35 protein-coding genes and 3 tRNA genes are annotated in these 23596 nt (G+C 63.7%); 32 read left to right on the top strand and 6 right to left on the bottom strand.

Annotation, left to right across the window (positions count from 1 at the left end; all coding sequences use genetic code 11):
• Positions 1 to 3 precede the first annotated feature (3 nt).
• Genes zapD through pilB form a run of 5 tightly spaced genes read right to left on the bottom strand, consistent with a single transcriptional unit; the run spans position 4 to position 5285 of the window.
• Entirely contained in the window at positions 4 to 774 is a 771-nt protein-coding gene (gene zapD / locus F788_RS0102405) for a cell division protein ZapD (RefSeq protein WP_019589151.1), read from the bottom strand.
• A 55-nt stretch (positions 775 to 829) separates the two neighbouring features.
• Complete coding sequence (coaE, locus tag F788_RS0102410; RefSeq protein ID WP_019589152.1) at positions 830 to 1441, bottom strand: dephospho-CoA kinase; 612 nt, start codon at positions 1439 to 1441, stop codon at positions 830 to 832.
• A gap of 8 nt (positions 1442 to 1449) precedes the next feature.
• Positions 1450 to 2316, bottom strand: a complete 867-nt coding sequence (locus tag F788_RS0102415) for an A24 family peptidase (RefSeq protein ID WP_019589153.1) — start codon at positions 2314 to 2316, stop codon at positions 1450 to 1452.
• Between the two features lie 22 nt (positions 2317 to 2338).
• A complete protein-coding gene (locus F788_RS0102420; RefSeq protein WP_019589154.1) occupies positions 2339 to 3550 on the bottom strand; it encodes a type II secretion system F family protein in 1212 nt (403 codons plus the stop codon).
• 19 nt (positions 3551 to 3569) lie between these two features.
• Entirely contained in the window at positions 3570 to 5285 is a 1716-nt protein-coding gene (gene pilB / locus F788_RS0102425; RefSeq protein WP_018869891.1) for a type IV-A pilus assembly ATPase PilB, read from the bottom strand.
• A 260-nt stretch (positions 5286 to 5545) separates the two neighbouring features.
• Here pilB and F788_RS0102430 point away from each other — a divergent pair.
• The 32 genes from F788_RS0102430 (at position 5546) to rplQ (ending at position 20567) form a co-directional block, all read left to right on the top strand.
• Positions 5546 to 5630 (top strand) — tRNA-Tyr (locus F788_RS0102430).
• A gap of 53 nt (positions 5631 to 5683) precedes the next feature.
• Positions 5684 to 5757: transfer RNA gene (locus F788_RS0102435), tRNA-Gly, on the top strand.
• Positions 5758 to 5777: 20 nt separating this feature from the next.
• Positions 5778 to 5853: transfer RNA gene (locus F788_RS0102440), tRNA-Thr, on the top strand.
• A gap of 70 nt (positions 5854 to 5923) precedes the next feature.
• Positions 5924 to 7114, top strand: a complete 1191-nt coding sequence (gene tuf, locus F788_RS0102445; protein WP_019021415.1) for an elongation factor Tu — start codon at positions 5924 to 5926, stop codon at positions 7112 to 7114.
• Positions 7115 to 7120: 6 nt separating this feature from the next.
• A complete protein-coding gene (gene rpsJ, locus F788_RS0102450) occupies positions 7121 to 7432 on the top strand; it encodes a 30S ribosomal protein S10 (protein WP_018870684.1) in 312 nt (103 codons plus the stop codon).
• A gap of 107 nt (positions 7433 to 7539) precedes the next feature.
• Positions 7540 to 8184, top strand: a complete 645-nt coding sequence (gene rplC / locus F788_RS0102455; RefSeq protein ID WP_026279564.1) for a 50S ribosomal protein L3 — start codon at positions 7540 to 7542, stop codon at positions 8182 to 8184.
• Between the two features lie 5 nt (positions 8185 to 8189).
• Positions 8190 to 8795, top strand: a complete 606-nt coding sequence (gene rplD / locus F788_RS0102460; protein ID WP_019589155.1) for a 50S ribosomal protein L4 — start codon at positions 8190 to 8192, stop codon at positions 8793 to 8795.
• Complete coding sequence (gene rplW, locus F788_RS0102465; RefSeq protein ID WP_018870681.1) at positions 8792 to 9088, top strand: 50S ribosomal protein L23; 297 nt, start codon at positions 8792 to 8794, stop codon at positions 9086 to 9088. Before rplD ends, rplW begins: the two co-directional genes overlap by 4 nt.
• Before the next feature lie 2 nt (positions 9089 to 9090).
• Positions 9091 to 9912, top strand: coding sequence for a 50S ribosomal protein L2 (gene rplB / locus F788_RS0102470; protein WP_019589156.1), 822 nt, complete (start codon positions 9091 to 9093; stop codon positions 9910 to 9912).
• Between the two features lie 12 nt (positions 9913 to 9924).
• On the top strand, positions 9925 to 10197 hold the full coding sequence (gene rpsS, locus F788_RS0102475; RefSeq protein WP_018870679.1) for a 30S ribosomal protein S19: 273 nt from the start codon (positions 9925 to 9927) through the stop codon (positions 10195 to 10197).
• A gap of 10 nt (positions 10198 to 10207) precedes the next feature.
• Positions 10208 to 10549 carry a 50S ribosomal protein L22 gene (rplV, locus tag F788_RS0102480; protein WP_018870678.1) on the top strand — a complete coding sequence of 114 codons (342 nt, stop codon included), beginning with the start codon at positions 10208 to 10210 and terminating at the stop codon, positions 10547 to 10549.
• 2 nt (positions 10550 to 10551) lie between these two features.
• The gene (gene rpsC, locus F788_RS0102485) at positions 10552 to 11232 is read left to right on the top strand and encodes a 30S ribosomal protein S3 (RefSeq protein ID WP_018870677.1); all 681 of its coding nucleotides are present in this window, start codon (positions 10552 to 10554) and stop codon (positions 11230 to 11232) included.
• A gap of 10 nt (positions 11233 to 11242) precedes the next feature.
• The gene (gene rplP, locus F788_RS0102490) at positions 11243 to 11656 is read left to right on the top strand and encodes a 50S ribosomal protein L16 (protein WP_018870676.1); all 414 of its coding nucleotides are present in this window, start codon (positions 11243 to 11245) and stop codon (positions 11654 to 11656) included.
• Positions 11656 to 11850 (top strand): 50S ribosomal protein L29, encoded by a 195-nt coding sequence (gene rpmC / locus F788_RS0102495; protein ID WP_019589157.1) that lies wholly within the window; start codon positions 11656 to 11658, stop codon positions 11848 to 11850. Before rplP ends, rpmC begins: the two co-directional genes overlap by 1 nt.
• 5 nt (positions 11851 to 11855) lie before the next feature.
• Positions 11856 to 12122 carry a 30S ribosomal protein S17 gene (rpsQ, locus tag F788_RS0102500; RefSeq protein ID WP_018870674.1) on the top strand — a complete coding sequence of 89 codons (267 nt, stop codon included), beginning with the start codon at positions 11856 to 11858 and terminating at the stop codon, positions 12120 to 12122.
• 22 nt (positions 12123 to 12144) lie between these two features.
• Positions 12145 to 12513 carry a 50S ribosomal protein L14 gene (gene rplN, locus F788_RS0102505; protein ID WP_018870673.1) on the top strand — a complete coding sequence of 123 codons (369 nt, stop codon included), beginning with the start codon at positions 12145 to 12147 and terminating at the stop codon, positions 12511 to 12513.
• Positions 12514 to 12520: 7 nt separating this feature from the next.
• Positions 12521 to 12835 carry a 50S ribosomal protein L24 gene (gene rplX / locus F788_RS0102510; RefSeq protein ID WP_019589158.1) on the top strand — a complete coding sequence of 105 codons (315 nt, stop codon included), beginning with the start codon at positions 12521 to 12523 and terminating at the stop codon, positions 12833 to 12835.
• Between the two features lie 18 nt (positions 12836 to 12853).
• On the top strand, positions 12854 to 13393 hold the full coding sequence (gene rplE, locus F788_RS0102515) for a 50S ribosomal protein L5 (protein WP_018946630.1): 540 nt from the start codon (positions 12854 to 12856) through the stop codon (positions 13391 to 13393).
• Between the two features lie 13 nt (positions 13394 to 13406).
• Complete coding sequence (rpsN, locus tag F788_RS0102520; protein ID WP_018870670.1) at positions 13407 to 13712, top strand: 30S ribosomal protein S14; 306 nt, start codon at positions 13407 to 13409, stop codon at positions 13710 to 13712.
• Positions 13713 to 13724: 12 nt separating this feature from the next.
• Positions 13725 to 14117 carry a 30S ribosomal protein S8 gene (gene rpsH, locus F788_RS0102525; RefSeq protein WP_018870669.1) on the top strand — a complete coding sequence of 131 codons (393 nt, stop codon included), beginning with the start codon at positions 13725 to 13727 and terminating at the stop codon, positions 14115 to 14117.
• Between the two features lie 10 nt (positions 14118 to 14127).
• Positions 14128 to 14658, top strand: coding sequence for a 50S ribosomal protein L6 (gene rplF, locus F788_RS0102530; protein WP_018870668.1), 531 nt, complete (start codon positions 14128 to 14130; stop codon positions 14656 to 14658).
• Between the two features lie 10 nt (positions 14659 to 14668).
• Positions 14669 to 15022: a 50S ribosomal protein L18 gene (gene rplR / locus F788_RS0102535; protein WP_018870667.1), complete on the top strand. Its 354-nt coding sequence runs from the start codon at positions 14669 to 14671 to the stop codon at positions 15020 to 15022.
• Positions 15023 to 15046: 24 nt separating this feature from the next.
• On the top strand, positions 15047 to 15553 hold the full coding sequence (gene rpsE / locus F788_RS0102540) for a 30S ribosomal protein S5 (RefSeq protein ID WP_018870666.1): 507 nt from the start codon (positions 15047 to 15049) through the stop codon (positions 15551 to 15553).
• 2 nt (positions 15554 to 15555) lie between these two features.
• Positions 15556 to 15735, top strand: a complete 180-nt coding sequence (gene rpmD / locus F788_RS0102545) for a 50S ribosomal protein L30 (protein WP_018870665.1) — start codon at positions 15556 to 15558, stop codon at positions 15733 to 15735.
• A 1-nt stretch (position 15736) separates the two neighbouring features.
• Positions 15737 to 16168: a 50S ribosomal protein L15 gene (gene rplO, locus F788_RS0102550; protein ID WP_018870664.1), complete on the top strand. Its 432-nt coding sequence runs from the start codon at positions 15737 to 15739 to the stop codon at positions 16166 to 16168.
• A gap of 2 nt (positions 16169 to 16170) precedes the next feature.
• On the top strand, positions 16171 to 17523 hold the full coding sequence (secY, locus tag F788_RS0102555) for a preprotein translocase subunit SecY (protein ID WP_026332681.1): 1353 nt from the start codon (positions 16171 to 16173) through the stop codon (positions 17521 to 17523).
• 15 nt (positions 17524 to 17538) lie between these two features.
• Positions 17539 to 17652 carry a 50S ribosomal protein L36 gene (gene rpmJ / locus F788_RS13555; RefSeq protein WP_018935185.1) on the top strand — a complete coding sequence of 38 codons (114 nt, stop codon included), beginning with the start codon at positions 17539 to 17541 and terminating at the stop codon, positions 17650 to 17652.
• Between the two features lie 65 nt (positions 17653 to 17717).
• A complete protein-coding gene (gene rpsM, locus F788_RS0102560) occupies positions 17718 to 18074 on the top strand; it encodes a 30S ribosomal protein S13 (RefSeq protein WP_019589160.1) in 357 nt (118 codons plus the stop codon).
• Between the two features lie 21 nt (positions 18075 to 18095).
• Positions 18096 to 18485: a 30S ribosomal protein S11 gene (gene rpsK / locus F788_RS0102565; protein ID WP_018870661.1), complete on the top strand. Its 390-nt coding sequence runs from the start codon at positions 18096 to 18098 to the stop codon at positions 18483 to 18485.
• 15 nt (positions 18486 to 18500) lie between these two features.
• Positions 18501 to 19121 carry a 30S ribosomal protein S4 gene (rpsD, locus tag F788_RS0102570; protein WP_018870660.1) on the top strand — a complete coding sequence of 207 codons (621 nt, stop codon included), beginning with the start codon at positions 18501 to 18503 and terminating at the stop codon, positions 19119 to 19121.
• A 30-nt stretch (positions 19122 to 19151) separates the two neighbouring features.
• Positions 19152 to 20141 carry a DNA-directed RNA polymerase subunit alpha gene (gene rpoA, locus F788_RS0102575; RefSeq protein WP_019589161.1) on the top strand — a complete coding sequence of 330 codons (990 nt, stop codon included), beginning with the start codon at positions 19152 to 19154 and terminating at the stop codon, positions 20139 to 20141.
• 42 nt (positions 20142 to 20183) lie between these two features.
• Positions 20184 to 20567: a 50S ribosomal protein L17 gene (gene rplQ, locus F788_RS0102580; protein ID WP_018870658.1), complete on the top strand. Its 384-nt coding sequence runs from the start codon at positions 20184 to 20186 to the stop codon at positions 20565 to 20567.
• 115 nt (positions 20568 to 20682) lie between these two features.
• Here rplQ and uvrA read toward each other — a convergent pair whose 3' ends face one another.
• Complete coding sequence (gene uvrA / locus F788_RS0102585) at positions 20683 to 23535, bottom strand: excinuclease ABC subunit UvrA (protein ID WP_026332682.1); 2853 nt, start codon at positions 23533 to 23535, stop codon at positions 20683 to 20685.
• Positions 23536 to 23596 lie beyond the last annotated feature (61 nt).

The following is a 23596-nucleotide window of genomic DNA, read 5'->3' on the forward strand; positions in this document are numbered from 1 at the left end:
TAACTACAGGGCGCAGCAGCAAAGGCCGAACGTCACATCCTCGCGCACCGGATTCGGGCGCGAGCGGAAATCGCCGGGATCCATGAAGCGCACGGTAAAGCGCTGACGCCCGCCCGAGATCTCGGGGTAGATGCCCAGCTGCGGGTCCACACTGACCCGGATCATCTGCCAGGCGTGCTGGCTGTCCAGGGGCTGTTCCAGAAAACCTTCTTCGGCGGTGACGCTGCGGTCGTTGCCGGATCCCCGAATATAGCGCAGCACGTGCTGTGTGGCCTCGGTCACGCTCTCCAGCGGCCGGAACCACTCCAGCAGCAGCTCGGTGCGTGCCTCCACGGGCTGTGACAGCCAGTGGTGGTAGATCGGGAGGTCAAAGTCGAAGGCGCCCCCGGGCAGGGCCATCCGCTGGCGCACACTGTTGAAGAATTCGTTTTCGCGGACCGCCCCGTCCAGCGCCCCGGCCTGCTCTTCCAGTGCGGAATGCAGGCGTCGCTGGTCGTCCATCGTGCTTCGGAAGCGGCTGGCGTCGATCCCGGGCTGGTCGGCCAGCCGCTGCAGATTGGCGGTCTGGCGTTCGATCTCGCCCATCAACTCGCGCTTGATGTCGACGCGCGTGACCAGCGCATAGATGTCGACCAGGGAGACCAGGGCCTCGTGATGGTCGTAAGGTTGCCCTGCCTGCAGGGCGTCACCGAAACGTTGCGTAAGCGCCTCCAGCCGGAGCAGGAGGCGGATCCGTTCGTGAAGGGGCTGTTCGAAGATCAGCGGACGGGTCACGGCGGCGCCATTGGATTGAAGATCCTGCAGTATCGAACATTGGGGGGCATGGTTTCTACCCGTCGGAAGTGAGGGAGCGCAATTCGCGGTCGATGGTCAGCACCTGTTCACGAAGCCGGGCATCGTCCACGAAGTCCCGGTTGTCGATCCAGGCATCGGCCCGGCGGCGGCGTTCCTCGGCCCCGAGCTGACGTTCCATGATGGCGGCGACCTCCTCCCGGGTCCGGTCGTCGCGCCGGGTGACTCGTTCGATTTGCTCCTCGGGCGTGCATTCGACGGTGATCACCCGCACAAAATCGTCCTCCCAGCCGGCCTCGAACAGCAGCGGGACCACGATCAGGGCATACGGGGCGTCCGTGTCGTATTGCTGGAGTCGGGAATGGATCTCCCGATGGACCCGCGGGTGAACGATGGCTTCCAGCGCTTCGCGCTCGGCCGGGTCGGCAAACACGCGCGCGGCCAGCGCACGTCGATCGAGGTGGCCGCGCGGATCGAGCACCCCGGGGCCGAAGTATTCAACGATGGCCCCGTGCAGGGGGTGGCCGGGTTCCTGCAGTTCGCGGGTGACGCGGTCGGCATCCAGAACCGGTACCCCCAGTTCCGCGAACAATGCCGCCACCCGGGTTTTCCCGGATCCGATTCCGCCGGTCAGGCCCGCCCGTTCCATACCTCCGATTATAGGCCGTGCGGGAAATAGATGCGCAGCAAGGCGTCGCCCGTGATCAGCGTCAGCCAGCCGGCGGCGGCGAGGTACGGGCCGAAAGGAATGGGGATGTTGCGGTCGCGCCCGCGCAGGGCGATCAGCGCGATCCCGACCGCTGCGCCCACCAGTGACGCGAGCAGCAGGATGACGGGCAGGGCCTGCCAGCCCAGCCACGCCCCGAGGGCAGCCAGCAGCTTGAAATCGCCATAACCCATCCCTTCCTTCCCGGTGAGCAGGCGGAAGCCGTGGAAGATCAGCCACAGGAGCAGGTAACCCGCCATGGCCCCGAACACCGCGGACTGCAGATCGGTGAACAGCCCGAAGCTGTTGACCAGCAGACCGAGCCACAGCAGCGGGAGCGTCAGCTGGTCCGGCAGCAGGGTGGTGCGGGCGTCGATTCCCCCGGCCGCGACCAGGACGGCCGTCAGGATCAGGGCCATGCCGGCTTCGATGCCCGTGCCGAAATACCAGACGGTGACTGCGAACAGGACCCCGGTGAGCAGTTCCACTGCCGGATACTGCCAGCTGATGCGCACACCACAGCCGGGACAGCGGCCACGCAGGACCACAAAGCTGAGCAGCGGGATGTTCTCGATCGCGCGGATGGCGCGCTGGCAGTTCGGACAGCGCGAGCGGGGACGGATCAGGTCGAAACGTTCCGCAGTGGCATCCGCTGCGGGTTCCTCGCCATCCAGCACATAGCGGGCCTCGGTCTGCCATTCCCGTTCGAGCATGACCGGCAGCCGCGCGATGACGACGTTGATGAAACTGCCGATCATGAGCCCGAGTACGGCGGCGACCGCGATCGCGATCGCCGGGTTGGCCAGCAGGTCACTCATTGCCGTCGGCCGCGGGTGGTCGTCACAGGACCTGCCCCATGTGGAAGATCGGCAGATACATGGCGATGACCAGGCCGCCGACCAGCACGCCCAGCACGACCATGATCAGCGGCTCGAGCAGGCTGGACAGGCTGTCCACCGCGTTGTCGACCTCTTCTTCGTAGAAGTCGGCGACCTTGCCCAGCATGGTGTCCAGCGAGCCGGATTCCTCGCCGATCGCGACCATCTGCACCACCATGTTGGGAAACACGGCGGTATTGCGCATCGACCATTGCAGCTGGCCCCCGGCCGCGGTCTCATCGCGCATGCGCTCGGTGGCTTCGCGATAAACGGCGTTACCCGTCGCGCCGGACACCGAATTGAGCGCGTCCACCAAAGGCACGCCGGCGGCGAACATGGTGGACAGCGTGCGGGCGAAGCGGGCCACTGCGGCCTTGCGCAGGATGGGCCCGAATGCCGGGGCACGCAGGATCGCGATGTCGAGGAAGCGATCGAATTTCGGGAGACGCTGGCGTGCCTGGACGAAGAGGAAACCGGCCAGAACGGCCCCGCCAAGCAGGGCCCACCACCAGGCCTGCACGAATTCCGACAGGTTGATGACCATGCGAGTGAACACCGGCAGGTCCGCACCGAAGCCCTGGAACAGGGATTCGAACTGCGGCACCACGTAGATCAGCAGGATGGCCGTTACCACGATGGCCACCACGATGACCGCCGCCGGATAGAACAGGGCCTTGCGGATCTTGGCCTTGAGGGCCTCCGTTTTCTCCTTGTAGGTCGCGATCTTGTCGAGCAGCGTCTCCAGGGTTCCGGACTGCTCGCCCGACTCGACCAGATTCACCACGAGGTCGTCGAAGTGCTTCGGGTGCTTCGACAGGGCGGTGGCGAAGGTGTCGCCGCCCTCGACGTCGGTTTTGATCTGCATGATCAGATCGCGCATCGAGGCCTTTTCGTTGCCCCGTCCCACGATTTCGAACGCCTGCACCAGCGGCACGCCCGACTGCAGCATGGTGGTCATCTGCCGCAGGAAATATGCGATGTCGGCGGGGATGATCTTCTTCTGCCCGCCTCCCAGAAGGGGTTTCGGCTTCTTCTTGATTTTCAGAACGTTGACGCCGTTCTTGCGCAGTTCGGCGCGCGCGGAGGTCTCGTTCTCCGCGGGCACTTCGCCCTTGACGCGGTCGCCGTTCTTGTTGAGGCCTTCCCAAGTATAGATCGTGCCGGAATCGGCCATTCCCTGTCCCCCTTAGCCGCTAGTCGATGGTCACGCGGTTGACTTCTTCCAGGCTGGTCAGCCCTTCGATGACCTTGTGCAGGCCCGCCCGCCGCAGGTCCTTGATGCCTTCCTTTTCGGCCTGGCGGGCGAGTTCGGTGCTGTTGCCATTCTCAAGGATGATTCGTTCGAGTTCCTCCGAGATCGGCAGAACCTGGTAGATCCCGACCCGGCCCTTGTAGCCGTTAGTGCACTGATCGCAGCCCACCGGCCGGTACACCGTGAAGCCCTGTTCGAGCTCCTCGTCGGTGAAGCCCTCGTCGCGCAGCGTTTCCTCCGGCAGATCCTCGGGTGCCTTGCAGTTGGGGCACAGACGGCGCGCCAGTCGCTGCGCGATGATCAGCAGGATGGACGAGGCGATGTTGTATGGCGGGACCCCCATGTTGGCCAGGCGCGTGAGGGTCTGCGGCGCATCGTTGGTGTGCAGGGTGGAGAGTACCAGATGCCCGGTCTGGGCGGCCTTGATGGCGATCTCGGCGGTTTCCAGGTCGCGGATCTCGCCGACCATGATTACGTCGGGGTCCTGGCGCAGGAAGGCGCGCAGCGCGCTGGCGAATGTCAGTCCGACCTTGGGGTTGATGTTGACCTGGTTCACCCCGGGCATGTTGATCTCGGACGGGTCTTCCGCAGTGGAGATGTTGCGGTCGGACGTGTTGAGGATGCCCAGACCGGTGTAGAGGGAGACGGTCTTGCCGGAGCCGGTCGGTCCGGTCACCAGGATCATTCCGTACGGGCGGCCGAGGGCCTCCAGGTACTGCGCCTTCTGCTCCTCCTCGTAACCGAGCTGATCGATGCCCATCGATGCCGAGCTCGGGTCGAGGATTCGCAGAACGATCTTTTCGCCGAACAGCGTGGGCAGCGAACTGACCCGGAAATCGATCGCGCGGGTGCGCGAGAGCTTCAGCTTGATGCGTCCGTCCTGCGGAATGCGGCGCTCGGCGATGTCCATGCGCGACATGACCTTGACGCGCGCGAGGATGCGCGGGGCCAGCGAGGTCGGTGGATGAGCCACCTCGTGCAGCACCCCGTCGATGCGGAAGCGCACGCGGAAATCTTTCTCGAAAGGCTCCAGGTGGATATCCGATGCCTTGCGGTTGATGGCGTCCATCAGGAGCTTGTTGACGAAGCGAACGACCGGGGCGTCGTCGACTGCGTCGCCTTCCTCGGATGCGTTGTCGGCGTCGGAATCCGCCTCGACGTTCAGGCTGTCGAGTTCGTCGTCGCCCAGGTCCTCCATCAGCTGCGACGCAGCATTGAGCGCGTCGTCGATCGCCCGGTCCAGCTTCTTCGGTTCCACCAGCACCGCCTCGACGGGCATTCCGGTGGCGAACTTGAATTCGTCGGTGGCCACCAGGTTGGTGGGATCGGACACGGCGATGAACAGCCGGTTGCCGCGCTGCATCAGAGGCAGGGCATGATGCTTCTGGATCAGCTTCTCGTTCAGGTGGTCGCGCGGGATGACTTCCTCGTCAAAGGCCGCCATGTCCAGCACCGGAAGGCCAAACTCCTCGGCCGCCGCCTCCACCAGTCGCGGTTCCGGCACGTCGCCCTTGTCGGCCAGCAGCGCCATGAGGGGAGTCTGTTGGGTCCGCGCCTGTTCGACCAGCTGCTGGGCGATGTCCTGTGCAATCAGCCCGTTGTCGACGAGGCGTTTCGCCAGCCCCGGCAGGCGGGGCGTCGTGTTGCTGTTGGCCATGGATGTTCGCAGACGTTATTGGGGATGATCCACACTCTACGTGGCGCGGTCCGGAATGAAAACGCATGTTCGGGCCGGCGATGCGGCCGACCCGTACATTCGCCCGATATTAGAGCGGTTATTCGGCGGATTACAAGGATGTGTGCAAGGTTTTTCGCCGGCAACGCTTTCGATGCGGGCCGATCGACGCTTTTGCGAACGGCTTCTCGCGCGGGGTTGACTTGCCCCGATCTGTCTCTCAGAATGCACGGCTTGGTTCAGGAGGGATACCCAAGCGGCCAACGGGGGCAGACTGTAAATCTGCTGGCACAGCCTTCGGAGGTTCGAATCCTCCTCCCTCCACCACCCAGTTTCATGCCAGCGACCCGAGCGGGCGATGGCGAGAAAGCCAGGGTTCTGCGGGTGTAGTTCAATGGTAGAACCTCAGCCTTCCAAGCTGATGATGTGGGTTCGATTCCCATCACCCGCTCCAGATTCTGGCTTGCAGGTCAGGCTCATGTAGCTCAGCAGGTAGAGCACTTCCTTGGTAAGGAAGAGGTCACCGGTTCGAGTCCGGTCATGAGCTCCATTTTTTCAGGCACGTAGCAGCGTCAGTGCTGCCGTCGTAACGACAGCGTCACGATCCGGGGAAGCGAGATATGTCCAAGGAAAAGTTCGAACGCAAGAAGCCGCACGTGAATGTGGGGACGATTGGTCATGTGGACCACGGGAAGACGACGCTGACGGCGGCGTTGACGGTGGTTCAGGCGAAGAAGTACGGCAGCGATGCGCGTGCCTTTGACCAGATTGACAACGCGCCGGAAGAGAAGCAGCGCGGGATCACGATTGCGACGGCGCACGTGGAGTACGAGTCGGACACGCGCCACTATGCGCACGTGGACTGCCCGGGTCACGCGGACTACGTGAAGAACATGATCACCGGTGCGGCGCAGATGGACGGCGCCATTCTGGTGGTTTCGGCGGCGGACGGTCCGATGCCGCAGACGCGGGAGCACATCCTGCTGTCGCGTCAGGTGGGTGTGCCGCACATCGTGGTGTTCCTGAACAAGGCGGACATGGTGGACGATCCGGAGCTTCTGGAGCTGGTGGAGATGGAAGTCCGCGATCTGCTGTCGAGCTATGATTTCCCGGGTGACGACACCCCGGTGGTCACCGGTTCGGCGCTGAAGGCGCTGGAAGGTGACGAAAGCGAGATGGGTGCCCAGGCGATCCACAAGCTGGTGGACGAGATGGACCGCTTCATCCCCGAGCCGGAGCGCGCGGTGGACGGTGCGTTCCTGATGCCGGTGGAAGACGTGTTCTCGATTTCCGGTCGTGGCACCGTGGTCACCGGTCGCGTTGAGCGCGGCGTGGTGAAGGTCGGCGAGGAAGTGGAGATCGTGGGTCTGCACGACACGCAGAAGACCACGGTGACCGGCGTGGAGATGTTCCGCAAGCTGCTGGACCAGGGCGAGGCCGGCGACAACGTGGGCGTGCTGTTGCGCGGCACCAAGCGTGACGACGTGCAGCGCGGTCAGGTGCTGTGCAAGCCGGGTTCGATCACGCCGCACACCCAGTTCGAGGCGGAAGTCTACATCCTGAACAAGGAAGAGGGTGGTCGTCACACGCCGTTCTTCAACGGGTATCGGCCGCAGTTCTATTTCCGCACGACGGACGTGACGGGATCGGTCGAGCTGCCGGAAGGCACCGAGATGGTGATGCCGGGCGACAACGTGAAGATGACGGTGTCGCTGATCAGCCCGATCGCCATGGAAGACGGTCTGCGTTTCGCGATTCGCGAAGGCGGCCGCACCGTGGGCGCCGGCGTCGTCTCCAAGATTATCGAGTAAAGATCCATGGCTAATCAGCGTATTCGAATTCGGCTCAAGGCCTTTGACCACCGTCTCATTGACCGGTCAGCGGCCGAAATCGTGGAAACAGCGAAGCGGACCGGGGCGCGGGTCAAGGGCCCCATTCCGCTGCCGACCAAGCGGGAGTCGTACACGGTGCTGACCTCCCCGCATGTCAACAAGGACGCGCGGGATCAGTACGAGCTGCGTACCCACAAGCGCCTGATGGACATTATGGATCCCACGGACAAGACGGTGGACGCGTTGATGAAGCTGGACCTGGCCGCTGGGGTCAATGTTCAGATTCGACTTAACTAAGCGGAAACTTTCTGTCATAATATTGGGCTTTCCGTGGCCCGGCGTTCGGCGCCGGGCCACGACTTTGGGGCGCAGGGCCGCGCCAGCGATTACGAAGGGGTTGGAAAATGGCTCTTGGACTCATTGGTCGCAAGCTTGGAATGACGCGCGTGTTCACCGAAGAGGGCGCGTCGGTGCCGGTCACGGTGCTCGAGGTGGACAATAATCGCGTGGTCCAGGTGAAGCGTGCCGACAGCGATGGCTACGACGCGGTGCAGGTCACGGCCGGCTCGCGCAAGCCGCAGCGGGTGAACCGCGCGGCGAGCGGGCACTTCGCCAGGGCCGAAGTCGAACCCGGGCGGGGGCTCTGGGAGTTCCGCCTCGATGGTGAAGACGCCGAGGGCCTGAGCCCGGGCGACGCGATGACCGTCGATCGGTTCGAAGAGGGCCAGATGGTCGACGTGACCGCGCAGAGCAAGGGCAAGGGTTTCCAGGGGACGGTGAAGCGGCACAACTTCCGTACCCAGGACGCTACCCATGGTAACTCGCTGGCCCATCGGGCGCCGGGATCGATCGGGCAGAACCAGAGCCCGGGTCGCGTGTTCAAGGGCAAGAAGATGGCGGGCCAGATGGGCGCCGAGCGAAAGACCATTCAGAATCTCAGTGTGGTCCGGGTCGATGCGGATCGCGGACTGCTGCTGGTCAAGGGTGCCGTTCCCGGACCGTCCAGCGCGGACGTGATGATCCGGCCGGCAGTCAAGGCGAAGGGTTGATAACGATGCAGATGACAACAGCCGATACCGGGGCCAGTGTGGAGCTTTCGTCCGCCTGCTTCGAACGCGAGTTCAATGACTCGCTGGTTCACCAGGCCGTGGTGGCGCAATTGGCGGCCGCCCGCCGCGGTACCCGTGCGCAGAAAACTCGTTCGCAGGTTTCCGGCGGTGGCATCAAGCCGTTCCGCCAGAAGGGGACAGGCCGTGCCCGTGCGGGTACGATCCGCAGTCCGCTGTGGATTGGTGGCGGCAAGGTGTTTGCGGCCCGCACGCGGGATTTCTCGCAGAAGCTGAATCGGAAGATGTATCGCGCTGCGCTGGCGTCGATCCTTTCCGAGCTGGTGCGGCAGGAGCGGCTGAAGGTCGTTTCCAGCTTCAGCGTGGATAGCGGCAAGACCCGTGATGGCGTCGCCGAGCTGCGTCAGCTCGGGATGGAGTCCGGTCTCGTCGTGCTCGATGCCGAGGATGAGCGGACCGACCGGGCATTGAGGAACGTGCCGCGCGTGGATGTGGCGACCCTGGGCGAGATCGGTCCGGCCAATCTCGTCGGAGCCGAAACCGTGGTGATGACCGAAGCGACCGTGCGCCGGATCGAGGAGTGGTTGGCATGAATGGCCGTCTGATGCAGGTAATCCAGGGCCCGGTGGTGTCGGAAAAAGCGACGATGGCCGGGGAGGTCGGGCAATACGTGTTCAAGGTGCTGCCCGATGCAAGCAAGGCCGAGGTGAAGGCTGCCGTCGAGCAGCTCTTCGAGGTGCGCGTGGAAGGCGTGCGCACGCTGCGGCAGCAGGGCAAGACCAAGCGCTTCGGTCGCCAGTTCGGGCGGCGGAATCACTGGAAGAAGGCCTATGTGTCGCTGGCCCCGGGCGAAAGCATTGACATGGGTGAAGGGGAGCAGCTCTGATCATGGCTATTATCAAGACCAACCCCACGTCGGCCGGCCGGCGGCACGCGGTGCAGATTCGCGGAGACGGTCTGCATCGAGGTGAGCCGTATTCGGGCCTGGTCGAGAAGAAGCAGCGGACCGGCGGGCGCAACAACACCGGCCGCATCACCTCGCGGCATATCGGCGGCGGGCACAAGCAGCGCTACCGTACGGTCGACTTCAAGCGGACGAAGGACAATATCCCGGCTCGCGTTGAGCGGCTGGAATACGATCCGGCCCGCAGTGCTCACCTGGCGCTTCTGCTGTATCGCGATGGCGAACGTCGGTATATCATTGCGCCGCGCGGGCTGAAGGTCGGGGATACCGTTTCGAGCGGCTCGCAGGCACCGATCCGGCCCGGCAACGCCATGGCGCTGCGGTCCATTCCGGTGGGCACCACAGTGCACGGCATTGAGCTGAAGCCTGGCAAGGGCGCGCAGCTGGTGCGCTCGGCCGGTGGCAGCGCGCAGGTGGTGGCCCGAGAAGGGCAGCTGGCAACGGTCCGGCTCGCGTCCGGAGAGATGCGCCGCATTCAGTCCGAGTGCCGGGCCGTGGTCGGCGAAGTCGGACACTCCGAGCATTCCCTGCGCAAATTTGGCAAGGCCGGCGCACGTCGCTGGCAGGGCAAGCGCCCGACGGTCCGCGGTACGGCGATGAACCCGGTCGACCATCCGCATGGGGGCGGTGAAGGCCGCAACTTCGGTCGCCATCCGGTAACCCCGTGGGGGCGCCCGACCAAGGGCTTCAAGACCCGTAACAACAAACGTACCGACCGCATGATTGTGCGTCGGCGCAAGAAGTAACGGAGCACGAGCATGCCGCGTTCACTGAAGAAAGGCCCGTTCGTTGACCATCACCTGCGCCAGAAGGTGGAAGTGGCGGCGGAAAAGAACGACCGTCGTCCGATCAAGACCTGGTCCCGGCGTTCGATGATCATTCCGCAGATGGTGGGTCTCACCATCGCGGTGCATAACGGGCGGCAGCATGTCCCGGTGCTCATCAACGAGAACATGGTTGGCCACAAGTTGGGCGAATTCGCCGCGACCCGGACCTTCAAGGGTCACATCGCCAACAAGAAATCGCGCTGAGGACGGTTTGATGGAAACGATCGCAAAACTCCGGTTCGCGCGGATGTCGCCGCAAAAGGCGCGGCTGATTGCTGACCAGGTTCGCGGCATGCCGGTGGAAAAGGCGCTGAACGAACTCACGTTCAGCCGCAAGAAACCGGCGGCCATCGTCAAGAAGGTGCTGGAATCGGCCATCGCGAACGCCGAAAACAACGACGGCGCCGACATTGACGAACTGCGCGTGTCGCGGATCCAGGTCGACGAAGGGCCGGTGCTGAAGCGCATGCAGGCCCGCGCGAAGGGCCGCGGCAACCGTATTCTTAAGCGCACGAGCCACGTGATCGTGGGTGTCAGCGAGAAGGGGGCGAAGTAAGCATGGGTAACAAGGTACATCCGACCGGCATTCGCCTCGGCATCTCGCGCCCGTGGTCCGCCACCTGGTATGCGGACGGCGAGGATTTCGGTGATACGCTGAACAACGACATCCAGCTGCGGGAGTTCCTCCTGAAGCGGCTGAGCCATGCGTCCGTGAGCCGTGTCATCATCGAGCGCCCCGCGAAAGCGGCGCACATCACGATTCAGACGGCACGTCCGGGTATCGTGATTGGCAAGAAGGGCGAGGACATCGAGAAGCTGCGCCGCGAAGTGGCGCGCGAGACGGGTCTGGACCAGGGTTCGGTCAAGATCAACATCGAGGAGGTCCGCAAGCCCGAAATCGAGGCCCAGCTGGTGGCCGAAGGTATCGCCCAGCAGCTGGAGCGCCGCATCATGTTCCGTCGGGCGATGAAGCGGGCGGTGGGCAACGCGGTGCGCCTGGGGGCGGAAGGCATCAAGGTGCATGTTTCCGGTCGCCTGAATGGCGCCGAAATCGCCCGGTCCGAGTGGTATCGGGAGGGTCGTGTGCCGCTGCATACGCTCCGGGCGGATATCGACTACGGATTCGCCGAGGCGCGAACGACTTACGGAATCATCGGCGTGAAGGTCTGGATCTTCAAGGGTGAGGTCTTCAGCCTGGAGCCCACCGAAGGCCGCCGCGCCGCGGCCAACGCGAGCTAGGACATAAGCTATGTTGCAGCCAAAAAGAACCAAGTTCAGGAAGCAGTTCAAGGGGCGCAACCGCGGTATGGCGTCCGTGGGCGCCAAGGTGAGCTTCGGCGAGTACGGGCTCCAGGCGGTCGAGCGCGGTCGGGTGAACGCCCGGCAGATCGAAGCCGCGCGGCGGGCGATGGTCCGTCACATCAAGCGCGGCGGCAAGATCTGGATTCGGGTGTTCCCCGACGTTCCGGTAACCAGCAAGCCCCTGGAAGTCCGCATGGGCAAGGGCAAGGGCGGTGTTGAGTACTGGGTATGCAAGGTCCAGCCGGGCCGCATGCTTTACGAGATGGAAGGGGTCAACGAGGATGTCGCGCGCGAGGCGTTTCGACTCGCCGCTGCGAAGCTCCCCGTTAAGACCGTGTTTACGCGTCGGCAGGTGATGTGATGAAAACGTCCGAACTCAGGAACAAGTCCGATCAGGAACTCGGAAGTGAACTCGAGGCCCTGTACAAGGAACAGTTCGGTCTGCGCATGCAGCAGGCCGTCGGGCAGCTTTCGCGTCCCGACCGCATGAGAACCGTGCGGCGCGATATCGCCCGGATCAAGACGCTGATGAACGAACGCAGAACGGCGGGTTAACGAAGATGAACCAGGAAACGACGAAAACCCAGCGCTCCGTTGTGGGTCGCGTGGTCAGCGACAAGATGGACAAGACCCGCACGGTCGTGGTTGAACGGCGCGTTCGGCACCCGCTGTATGGCAAGTTCATTCGCCGGTCGACGAAGCTCCGCGTCCATGACGAAGAGAACGTGTCGAAGGAAGGCGATCGCGTACGGGTTCGGGAGTGCCGGCCCATGTCGAAACAGAAGCGCTTTGCCCTGATCGAAGTGGTCGGGCGCGACGCGCTGTGAACCGGATCCCGGGAGAACATCCATGATTCAGATGCAGACCGTCCTTGAAGCCGCCGACAATTCCGGCGCGCGCCGCATGCAGTGCATCAAGGTCCTGGGCGGATCCCATCGGCGTTATGCGCGGATCGGGGACGTCATCAAGGTGTCCGTCAAGGACGCCATTCCCCGGGGCAAGGTCAAGAAGGGCGACGTGTACAATGCCGTGGTCGTGCGTACCGCATCCGGTGTTCGTCGTTCCGATGGTTCGGTGATCCGGTTCGACCGTAATGCGGCGGTGCTGCTGAACAGCCAGTACCAGCCGGTCGGGACCCGTATCTTTGGCCCGGTGACCCGTGAACTGCGTGGAGAGAATTACATGAAGATCATTTCTCTCGCGCCGGAAGTGCTTTGAGGACGTCATGAAAAAGATTCGCAAGGGTGACGATGTCGTCGTGGTCGCCGGTAAGGACAAGGGCCGGCGCGGCACGGTGATCAAGGTGCAGGACGACAAGGTCCTGGTGCAGAACATCAACATGGCGAAGAAACATCAGAAACCGAATCCCCAGCAGGGCGTCAGCGGCGGCATCATTGAGAAGGAGATGCCCATGCATATTTCGAACGTCATGCTGTACAACCCGGCGACCGCCAAGGGCGACCGGGTCGGGATTCGCACGCTGGAAGATGGCCGAAAGGTTCGGGTTTATCGCTCGAACGACGAGGTCGTGGACGCTTAACTGCAGGAATATCGGTTTATGGAACGCTTGAAAGAAGATTACGAGTCCAGGATCAAGCCGGCCCTGCAGGAGCAGTTCGGTTACGGCAACGTCATGGAGATCCCGCAGGTCACCAAGGTCACCCTGAACATGGGTCTTGGAGACGCGGTTGCTGACAAGAAGATCATCGAGCACGCGATGGGTGACATGACCGCCATCGCGGGGCAGAAGCCGGTCGTGACCCGGGCGCGCAAATCCATTGCCGGATTCAAGATCCGCGACGGGTATCCGATCGGCTGCAAGGTGACGTTGCGGCGCCGCCAGATGTACGAGTTTCTGGATCGTCTGATCAACATCGCGCTGCCTCGTGTGCGCGATTTCCGCGGCTTCAGCCCGAAGGCGTTTGACGGCCGCGGTAATTACACCCTCGGGGTGAAGGAACAGATCATCTTTCCGGAGATCGATTACGACCGCGTCGATCGCCTCCGGGGGATGGACATTACGATTACGACCAGCGCCAAGACGGACGCGGAAGCCCGGGCTCTCCTGGAGGCCTTCAACTTCCCCTTCCGGCAGTAAAGAGGTAAGAGGAATGGCCAAGGTATCGATGGTCCAGCGTGAGCGTAAGCGTGAACGCCTGGCGAAGAAGCACGCCGAGAAACGGCAGGAACTCAAGGCGATTCTCGTCGACGAGAACCGGTCTGGCGAGGAACGTCTGGAGGCGATGAACAAGCTGCAGAAGCTGCCGCGTGACTCCAGTCCCGTGCGGCAGAAGAATCGCTGTGCCGTGACCGGTCGGCCGAAGGGTTACTATCGCCGGTTTGGCCTGGGCCGAAACAAGCTTCGCGAGTACGCCATGAAGGGCGAGATTCCGGGGCTGCGCAAGGCGAGCTGGTAAGGAGAAACCGCCATGATGACCGATCCGATCGCCGACATGCTCACCCGGCTGCGCAATGCACAGCGCGCCGACAAGGAGCAGGTGTCGATCCCGTATAGCAAGAACAAGGAAGCGATTCTGCGTGTGTTCGCGGACGAGGGCTTCATCGCCGATTACCGCTCGGAAGGCGAAGGTGCTCGCAAGGTGTTGATCGCCACCCTGAAATATTTCCAGGGCCAGCCGGTGATCGAAACCGTACAGCGCATCTCGCGGCCGGGGCTGCGGATTTACCGCGGCAAAAACGAGCTGCCCCGCATCAATGCCGGTCTGGGTGTGGCCGTGATCTCCACGCCGCGCGGCGTGATGAGCGATCGCGCCGCACGCGAGATCGGTCAGGGCGGCGAAGTGCTCTGCAAGATCTACTGAGGACGATTCGATGTCTCGCATTGCAAATCTGCCGCTGGAGCTGCCCAACGGGGTGTCCCTCGATCAGCAGGGCGACCGCATCACGGTCAAGGGGCCCAAGGGGGAGATTTCCCTCTCCGTCCCCGAGACCGTGCTGGTCTCCGTCGAGGACAATACCGTGACCGTTCAGCCCAGCGAGAAGGCGAAGACCTACGCGATGGCCGGAACTATTCGGTCGCTGCTCGGCAATCATGTCCATGGCGTCAGCCAGGGCTTCGAAATCGTGCTGGAGCTGGTCGGGGTTGGATACCGGGCACAGGTTCAGGGCAAGAACCTGAATCTGACCCTCGGATTTTCACATCCGATCGACTTCTCGATTCCGGAGGGGGTGACCGTCGAGGCGCGTTCGCCCACCGAAATCGCGGTGCAGGGGCATGATCGTCAGAGCGTCGGCCAGGTGGCCGCCGATATCCGCGCGCTGCGTCCCCCGGAGCCCTACAAGGGCAAGGGCGTGAAGTACAAGGACGAGCGTATCCAGCGCAAAGAAGCCAAGAAGAAGTAGGTAGGCACCAGTGGACAAGAAACAGGCCAGAATCAAGCGGGCACGTCGGGCGCGGTACAAGATTCGCGAGCAGGGCGTTCACCGTCTCTGTATCCATCGCACGCCGCGGCACATGTATGCACAGCTCATCGCCCCCAATGGCGACAATGTGGTGGCCGCGGCCTCCACGGTCGAGAAGGACCTGCGTGATGCGGGTACCTACACCGGGAATGCGGATGCTGCCGCGCGCGTGGGTCAGAAGATTGCCGAGCGTGCGCGCCAGGCGGGTATCCAGGAAGTCGCATTCGACCGTTCCGGCTTCCGCTTCCATGGTCGGGTGAAAGCCCTGGCCGATGCTGCCCGCGAGGGCGGGCTCCAGTTCTAGCAGACGGACCCAGCGGAGATAACAATGGCACGTAATGATGTAAGTGAAGCCACCGATGGGCTCCAGGAAAAGCTGATCGGCGTCAACCGAGTCGCCAAGGTCGTCAAGGGCGGCCGGCAGTTCCGGTTCGCCGCGCTGACCGTGGTGGGCGATGGCGAAGGCCGTGTCGGCTTCGGTTATGGCAAGGCGCGCGAGGTCCCGCAGGCGATTCAGAAGGCGATGCAACAGGCGCGCCTCGAGATGCGGGATGTGGCGTTGCAGGAGGGCACCCTGCACTACGCCGTGAACGGACGCCACGGGGCGGCGAAGGTCTACATGCAGCCGGCATCCGAGGGTACCGGTATCATCGCCGGTGGCGCGATGCGCGCGGTCCTGGAGGTCGCGGGCGTCAAAAACGTGCTGGCGAAATGTGTCGGATCCCGCAACCCCATCAACGTGGTGCAGGCGACAATCAACGGACTGGCCATGGTGAACTCGCCCGAACTGATCGCGGCGAAACGCGGCAAGTCGGTCGAAGACGTGAAGAGCTGATCATGAGCAAACTCAAAGTCAAACTCGTGCGCAGTCCGGCGAATCGGATCCGCAGCCACAAGGCGACGGTTCGGGGGCTCGGCCTGCGCAGGATGCACAGTACCTCGGTGATCGAGGCGACGCCCGAGAATCTGGGGATGGTGCGCAAGGTGCGCTATCTCCTGGACGTAGAGGAAGTCTGAAATGCGACTGAATGAGATTGCGAGTCCGCAGGGTGCCCGTAAGGCCGGGAAACGGGTCGGGCGCGGTATCGGCTCCGGCCTGGGAAAGACCGGCGGACGTGGACATAAAGGGCAGAAGTCTCGCTCCGGCGGGTTCACCAAGACCGGCTTTGAGGGTGGCCAGATGCCCCTGCAGCGTCGGCTGCCCAAGGTCGGCTTCCGCTCGCGTCGCCAGGCCGAAACGGCCGAAGTGCGCCTGAACGAACTGAACCGCGTTGGCGGCGAGGTCAGTCTGGAGACGCTGAAGCAGGCGGGTGTGATCCCGGCTGAGGCGCGTGCGGCGAAGATCTTTGCCTCGGGCGAGGTGTCCGGCGCGGTCACCGTCCGTGGTGTCCGGGTCTCCAGGGGTGCGCGCGCGGCGATCGAGGCCGCGGGCGGCAGCGTCGAGGTCTGATAATGGCGCGCGGACCGGCAGCCCGAGCGGGTGGTGGAGGCGGACTGACCGGCTTCACCGAGTTGCGCAAACGCCTGCTGTTCGTGCTGGGCGCGCTGGTGGTTTATCGGATCGGGACGTTCATTCCGGTGCCGGGCATCAATCCGGTTGCGGTTCAGCAGTTCTTTGAACAGCAAAGCGGCACCATCCTGGACATGTTCAACATGTTCTCCGGTGGTGCGCTGGAGCGACTGTCGGTCTTCGCGCTTGGCGTGATGCCGTATATCTCGGCGGCCATCATCATGCAGCTTCTGGCCGCGGTGGTGCCGTCTCTGCAGCAGCTGAAAAAGGAAGGGGAAGCCGGCCGCCGAAAGATCACCCAGTACACCCGGTATGGCACCGTGGTGCTGGCTCTGTTTCAGAGTATCGGGATCGGTATCGCGCTGAACGGGCAGACCATACAGGGCATGCCCATGGCGCTGAACCCGGGTCCGATCTTCATCTTTACGGTGGTTGTGTCGCTCGTTACGGGAACGCTGTTCCTCATGTGGCTGGGTGAACAGATCACGGAACGGGGCATTGGCAACGGTATTTCGATCATCATCTTCGCCGGGATCGTGGCGGGGCTGCCGGGCGCGATTGGCGGAACCCTGGAACTGGCGCGGACGGGCGAACTGGCTGCTGCCTTCGTGGTGATCCTGCTGATCCTGGCCCTGGCGGTGACCGCGTTCGTGGTCTTCGTGGAGCGCGGCCAGCGGCGAATCACGATCAACTATGCCAAACGTCAGGTGGGTCGCAAGATGGTGGGTGGACAGTCGTCCCACCTTCCGTTGAAGCTGAACATGGCGGGGGGGATCCCGCCGATCTTCGCGTCGAGTATCATCCTCTTCCCGTCGACGCTGGGTCAGTGGTTCGGACAGGCCGAAGGGATGGACTGGCTGCGGGAGATCTCGACCACGCTGGCGCCCGGGCAGCCGTTGTACGTGGGCTTTTATGCTGCAGCGATCATATTTTTCTGTTTCTTCTATACCGCGCTGGTATTCAATTCGCGGGATACGGCGGAGAACCTGAAAAAACAAGGTGCGTTCATCCCCGGGATCCGTCCCGGTGTGCAGACGGAGCGCTACATTGACGGGGTGATGACCCGGCTGACAGCGGTGGGCGCGGTGTACATCACCGCAGTGTGTCTGCTGCCCGAGTTCCTCATCCTGTACTGGAACGTGCCGTTCTACTTCGGCGGTACGTCGCTGCTGATCATCGTGATCGTGGTCATGGACTTCATGGCGCAGCTGCAGTCGCACCTGGTATCGCATCAGTATGAAGGGCTGATGAAGAAGGCGAATCTCAAGGGTTTCGGCGGGACCGGGATCCGCTAGCACAGGAGAAGGAAAATGAAGGTACGCGCATCCGTTAAGCCGATTTGCCGCAACTGCAAGGTGGTGCGTCGCAACGGGACCGTCCGTGTCATCTGTACGGAAGCCCGTCACAAGCAGCGCCAGGGCTGAGCTTGGCCGCTGACCGAAACGCTGATACTATAGTCGGCTTTGCCGAATCTTTATGGAGAAGTTGGATGGCTCGCGTCGCTGGAATCAATATTCCTGATCAGAAGCATACGGTGATCGCACTGACGTCGATCTATGGCATTGGTCCCACGCGTGCCCGGCATATCTGCGAATCCGCCGGGGTGCGTCCTGACATGAAGGTGAGGGATCTCACCGATGCCGAGGTGGATGCGCTGCGGGCCGAGGTCGACAAGTTCCCGGTTGAAGGGGACCTGCGGCGCGAGATCAGCATGAACATCAAGCGGCTGATGGATCTCGGTTGCTACCGGGGCGTGCGCCATCGTCGCGGCCTTCCTCTGCGCGGGCAGCAGACGCAGACCAACGCGCGCACCCGCAAGGGCCCGCGGCGTCCGATTCGCAAGTAACACGACTGGGAATACAGGTTAATGGCACAAGCGCAGACCCGGACCAAGAAAAAGGTCCGCAAGAACATCGCCGAGGGCGTCGCGCATGTCTATGCGACGTTCAACAACACGATCATCACCATCACCGATCGCCAGGGCAATGCGATCAGCTGGGCGACGTCCGGGGGGTCCGGCTTTCGCGGTTCACGCAAGTCGACGCCCTTTGCCGCGCAGGTGGCGGCCGAGCGCGCCGGCAATGCGGCGGCGGAGCACGGGGTGAAGAACCTGGACGTCGAGGTCCGCGGCCCGGGGCCGGGGCGCGAGTCGGCGGTGCGTGCGCTGAATAACGCGGGTTTCAAGATCACGAACATCAGTGACGTGACACCGATCCCGCACAATGGTTGCCGGCCGCCCAAGAAGCGGCGCGTCTGAGGCTGGAGTCGAATTATGGGTCGTTATATTGGACCGAAGTGCAAACTGAGTCGTCGCGAGGGTGCCGATCTCGGTCTGAAAAGCCGGGCGCGCGCACTCGAGACGAAGTGCAAGCTGGATCAGCCGCCGGGGCAGCATGGCGAACGCCGCACGCGGCTTTCGGATTATGCGGTCCAGCTGCGGGAGAAGCAGAAGCTGCGCCGGACGTACGGTGTGCAGGAAAAGCAGTTTCGTAACTACTACCACAAGGCTGCGCAACGAAAGGGTTCGACCGGCGAGAATCTCCTGAAGCTCCTCGAAGGCCGTCTGGATAACGTGGTCTATCGCATGGGCTTCGGCTCGACGCGCTCCGAAGCGCGCCAGCTGGTGGCGCATCGCGCGATTCTGGTCAATGGCCGGGTTGTAAACGTGGCGGCCTATCAGGTTCAGCCGGCGGATGTCGTCAGTGTTCGCGAGAAGGCCCGCAAACAGGTTCGGATCCAGGATTCGATGACCCTGGCCGAGCAAAGCGGTCTGCCCGAGTGGGTGGAGGTCGACAGCAGCAAGTTCGAGGGCACCTTCAAGGCGGTGCCGGATCGTGCGGATCTGCCGGCCGACATCAACGAGTCGCTCGTCGTCGAGCTTTATTCGAAGTAACCGCCAGCGGGCATTTCGCCGGGAGCATCAATGCAAGCCAACGAACTGGTCAACAAGCAGCAGATCGAGGTCGAGTCCGAGGCGCGGAATCAGTCGCGCGTGGCGCTCGAGCCGCTGGAGCGGGGATTCGGGCACACGCTCGGCAATGCGCTGCGGCGGGTGCTGCTGTCTTCGATCCCGGGTGCGGCGATCGTCGAAGCCCGCATCGAGGGCGTGCTGCACGAGTACACGACCATTGAGGGTGTGCAGGAAGACGTCGTGGACATCCTGCTTAACCTGAAGGGTGTGGCGCTGCGCATGCATGCGCGGGATGAGTCGACGCTCACGCTGAAGAAAAAAGGGCCGTGTACCGTGACCGCCGCGGACATCCAGATGGACCATGACGTGGAAGTGGTCAATCCGGAGCACGTAATCGCCACCATCAACAAGGACGTTGAGCTGGACATGACGCTGACGGCGCGGACGGGGGAAGGCTACGAGCCGGTCACCGCGCGCCAGAGTGGCGGGGAGACGGACGAGACCGGGATTGGTCGTCTGCAGCTGGACGCGACGTTCAGTCCGATTCGGCGTGTGGCGTATCGGGTGGAAAGCGCCCGCCTGGCCCAGCGTACGGACATGGATCGGCTGGTGCTGGAGCTGGAAACGAACGGGGCCATCGCTCCGGACGATGCCGTTCGGCAGGCAGCGACGATCCTTCAGGGGCAACTTGCGCTGTTCGTCGATCTGCAGGAAGAGGCCGCCGAAACCGCGACCGGTGGTGCCAGCGCGGTGGATCCGGTGCTGCTGCGCCCGGTGGACGAGCTGGAGCTGACAGTGCGCTCGGCGAACTGCCTGAAGGCCGAGAACCTGTACTACATCGGTGATCTGGTCCAGCGTACGGAAGTGGAACTGCTGCGTGCCCCGAATCTCGGCAAGAAGTCGCTGACCGAGATCAAGGATACGCTGGCGACCCACGGGCTGTCCCTGGGCATGCGGCTGGAAAACTGGCCGCCGCCGGGTCTGCGGGACGAGAACGAGTAATCAGTGGGCGTCACACGCCAATAGCATTCAGAGGATAGTCCAATGCGTCATCGTCATTCCGGCCGGCAGCTCGGCCGCAACAGTTCGCACCGCAAGGCCACCATGCAGGCGCTGACGAATGCGCTGTTTCGGCACGAACTGATCAAGACCACGCTGCCCAAGGCGAAGGAGCTTCGCCGGGTAGCCGAGCCGTTGATCACCCTGTCGAAGAATGACAGCGTGCATGCGCGGCGCGAGGCCTTCTCCCGCCTGCGGGACAAGGAAACCGTGGGCAAGCTGTTTACCCAGCTTGGTCCGCGTTACCAGGAGCGTCCGGGTGGTTATCTGCGCATCCTCAAGTGCGGCTTCCGCGCAGGAGACAATGCTCCGATGGCTTACGTGGAGCTGGTGGACCGCCCGATGCCGGACGAGGAGGAGGCGGCCTGACACCACGTCGGCTGTCGCGGTGAGAAGGCCGCCCTTCGGGGCGGCCTTTTTCGTTTGAGCATGGTGCTCGGGGGTGGGGTGTCAGCGCGGGCGGTACGAGTTTGAGCCGTCCGCGTCAGGCAGGGGCATCCTCGGTAGCGGGCCACGGGGCGAGCATCGGGCCGAGGAAGTGGCCGGTATGGCTGGCGGGGGTGGCCGCGACGGTTTCGGGTGTTCCGGCGACGATCAGCTGGCCGCCCCCGCTGCCGCCCTCGGGTCCGATGTCCACCAGCCAGTCGGCCGTCTTGATGACGTCAAGGTTGTGTTCGATGACCACGATGGTGTTGCCGTGGTCGCGCAGGCGATGGAGGACGCGAAGCAGCTGGGCGATATCCTCGAAGTGGAGCCCGGTAGTTGGTTCGTCGAGGATGTAGAGGGTCTTGCCGGTGTCGCGTTTGGACAGTTCACGGGCGAGCTTGATGCGCTGTGCTTCGCCGCCGGAGAGGGTGGTTGCGTTCTGCCCGAGCTGGATGTAGGAAAGCCCGACCTCCATCAGCATCTCGAGCTTGCGATGGATGACCGGTACCGGCTGGAAGAGTTCCAGGGCTTCTTCGACGGTCATCTCCAGGACTTCATGGATGTTCTTCCCCTTGTAACGAACCTCGAGGGTCTCGCGGTTGTAGCGCTGGCCGCGGCAGACGTCGCAGGGCACGTAGACGTCCGGGAGGAAATGCATCTCGACCTTGATGACGCCATCACCCTGGCAGGCCTCGCAGCGGCCCCCGCGCACGTTGAAGGAAAACCGGCCTGGCTTGTAACCGCGTGAACGGGCCTCGGCAGTGGCGGCGAACAGCTCCCGGATTGGGGTGAACAGTCCGGTGTAGGTCGCGGGGTTGGATCGTGGCGTGCGGCCGATCGGGCTCTGGTCGATGTCGACTACCTTGTCGATTCGTTCAAGCCCTTCGATGCGTTCGTGGTCGGCGACCGGGTGCCGCGCGTTGTGCAGGGTGTTGGCGGCGGCGGGATACAGGGTGGCGTTGACCAGTGTCGACTTTCCGGAGCCGGAAACCCCGGTCACGCAGGTGAACAGCCCCAGCGGGAATTCAAAGTCGCCGCCGCGGAGATTGTTGCCGCGCGCGCCGCAAACCCGAAGCACATGGTCCGGATCGGCGGCGTGGCGCTGTTCGGGGATCGCGATACTGCGCCGCCCGGAGAGGTAGGCGCCGGTCAGGGAATCCTCGCTGGCGGCGATCTCGGCCGGTGTGCCCGCGGCCACGACTTCGCCGCCATGGCGGCCGGCCCCGGGGCCGATGTCGAGGACATGATCGGCTTCGCGGATGGCGTCCTCGTCGTGTTCCACCACGATGACCGTGTTGCCGAGGTCGCGCAGGCTGGCCAGGGTGTTGAGCAGGCGCGCGTTGTCCCGCTGGTGCAGGCCGATGGAGGGTTCGTCGAGGATGTACATCACGCCCACCAGTGCCGAACCGATCTGTGACGCCAGGCGGATGCGCTGGGCCTCGCCACCGGAGAGGGTTTCGGCGGAACGGTCCAGCGTCAGGTAGTCCAGGCCGACATCGACCAGGAAACCGAGCCGGGCGGCGATCTCGCGAACGATTTTTTCCGCGATGCGTGCGAACCGCCCTGGCAGCTCGAGGTCGTCGAAGAAGGCCTGGGCGCCGGCGACGCTCATGTGCGTGATCTCCGGCAGGGTGTGGTCCTTGACGAACACGTTGCGCGCGGCGGCATTGAGACGGGTGCCATGGCACGAGGGGCAGGGCTGCTCGTTGAGATAGCGCCCCAGTTCCTCGCGCACGGCCGCCGAATCGGTCTCGCGGTAACGGCGTTCGAGGTTGGGGATGATGCCTTCGAAGACCCGATGGTCGGTACGCAGGCGGCCATTCGCGGCCGGGGTGCTCAGGGGGATCTCCTCGGTGCCGGAGCCGTGCAGGATTACGGCCCGGACCTCCGCCGGCAGATCCTTCCACGGCGTCTCCACATCGAAGCCGTAATGGCGTGCCAGGCTGTTCAGGAGGCTGAAGTACCAGGCGTTGCGGCGATCCCAGCCCCGTACCGCGCCACCGGCCAGGCTGACCTCGGGCTGGGCGACCACGCGCTCGGGGTCGAAATACTGGTGCACGCCCAGGCCGTCACAGGTGGGGCAGGCACCGGCGGGATTGTTGAAGGAGAACAGGCGCGGTTCCAGTTCGCGCAGCGCATAGCCGCACACCGGGCAGGCGAAGCGGGCCGAGAAGGTCATCGGTTCGCGTTCCGGCTCGTCCATCCAGGCGACCAGTGCCAGGCCGTCGGCCAGCTCGGTCGCGGTCTCGAAGGATTCGGCCAGGCGCTGCCGCAGGTCCTCGCGGACCTTGAAGCGGTCGATGACGATCTCGATGTTGTGCTTGCGTTTGGGGTCCAGCTCGGGCAGGGCGTCCAGTTCGTGGATCTCGCCGTTGATGCGCGCACGCAGATACCCGTGGGCACGCATGGATTCCAGCAGCTTGTGGTGTTCGCCCTTGCGGTCGCGCACCACCGGCGCCAGCAGCATCAGCTTCTCGCCTTCGGGCATCTCCAGTACCTGGTCGACCATCTGCGAGATGGTCTGTGCGGCCAGGGTCTCGCCGTGATCCGGACAGCGCGGCTCGCCGGCGCGGGCGAACAGCAGGCGCAGGTAGTCATAGATCTCGGTGATGGTGCCGACGGTCGAGCGGGGGTTGTGCGAGGTGCTTTTCTGCTCGATGGAGATGGCCGGGGACAGACCGTCGATCTGGTCGACATCCGGTTTTTCCATCATCGACAGGAACTGTCGCGCGTAGGTCGACAGGCTCTCGACGTAGCGTCGCTGGCCTTCCGCGAACAGGGTGTCGAAGGCCAGCGACGACTTGCCCGACCCCGAGACCCCGGTGATCACGATCAGCCGCTCGCGCGGCAGTTCGATATGCAGGTCCTTGAGGTTGTGGGTGCGGGCGCCGCGGATCTGGATGTTCTGCATCATGGGACGACGGATACTCCGGAGTCGTTGGGAAGGGCAGCCGGCGGCTGCCAGCCGGCCA

The sequence above is a fragment of the Thioalkalivibrio sp. ALE10 genome (assembly GCF_000381385.1).
In the GTDB taxonomy this organism is placed as follows: domain Bacteria; phylum Pseudomonadota; class Gammaproteobacteria; order Ectothiorhodospirales; family Ectothiorhodospiraceae; genus Thioalkalivibrio.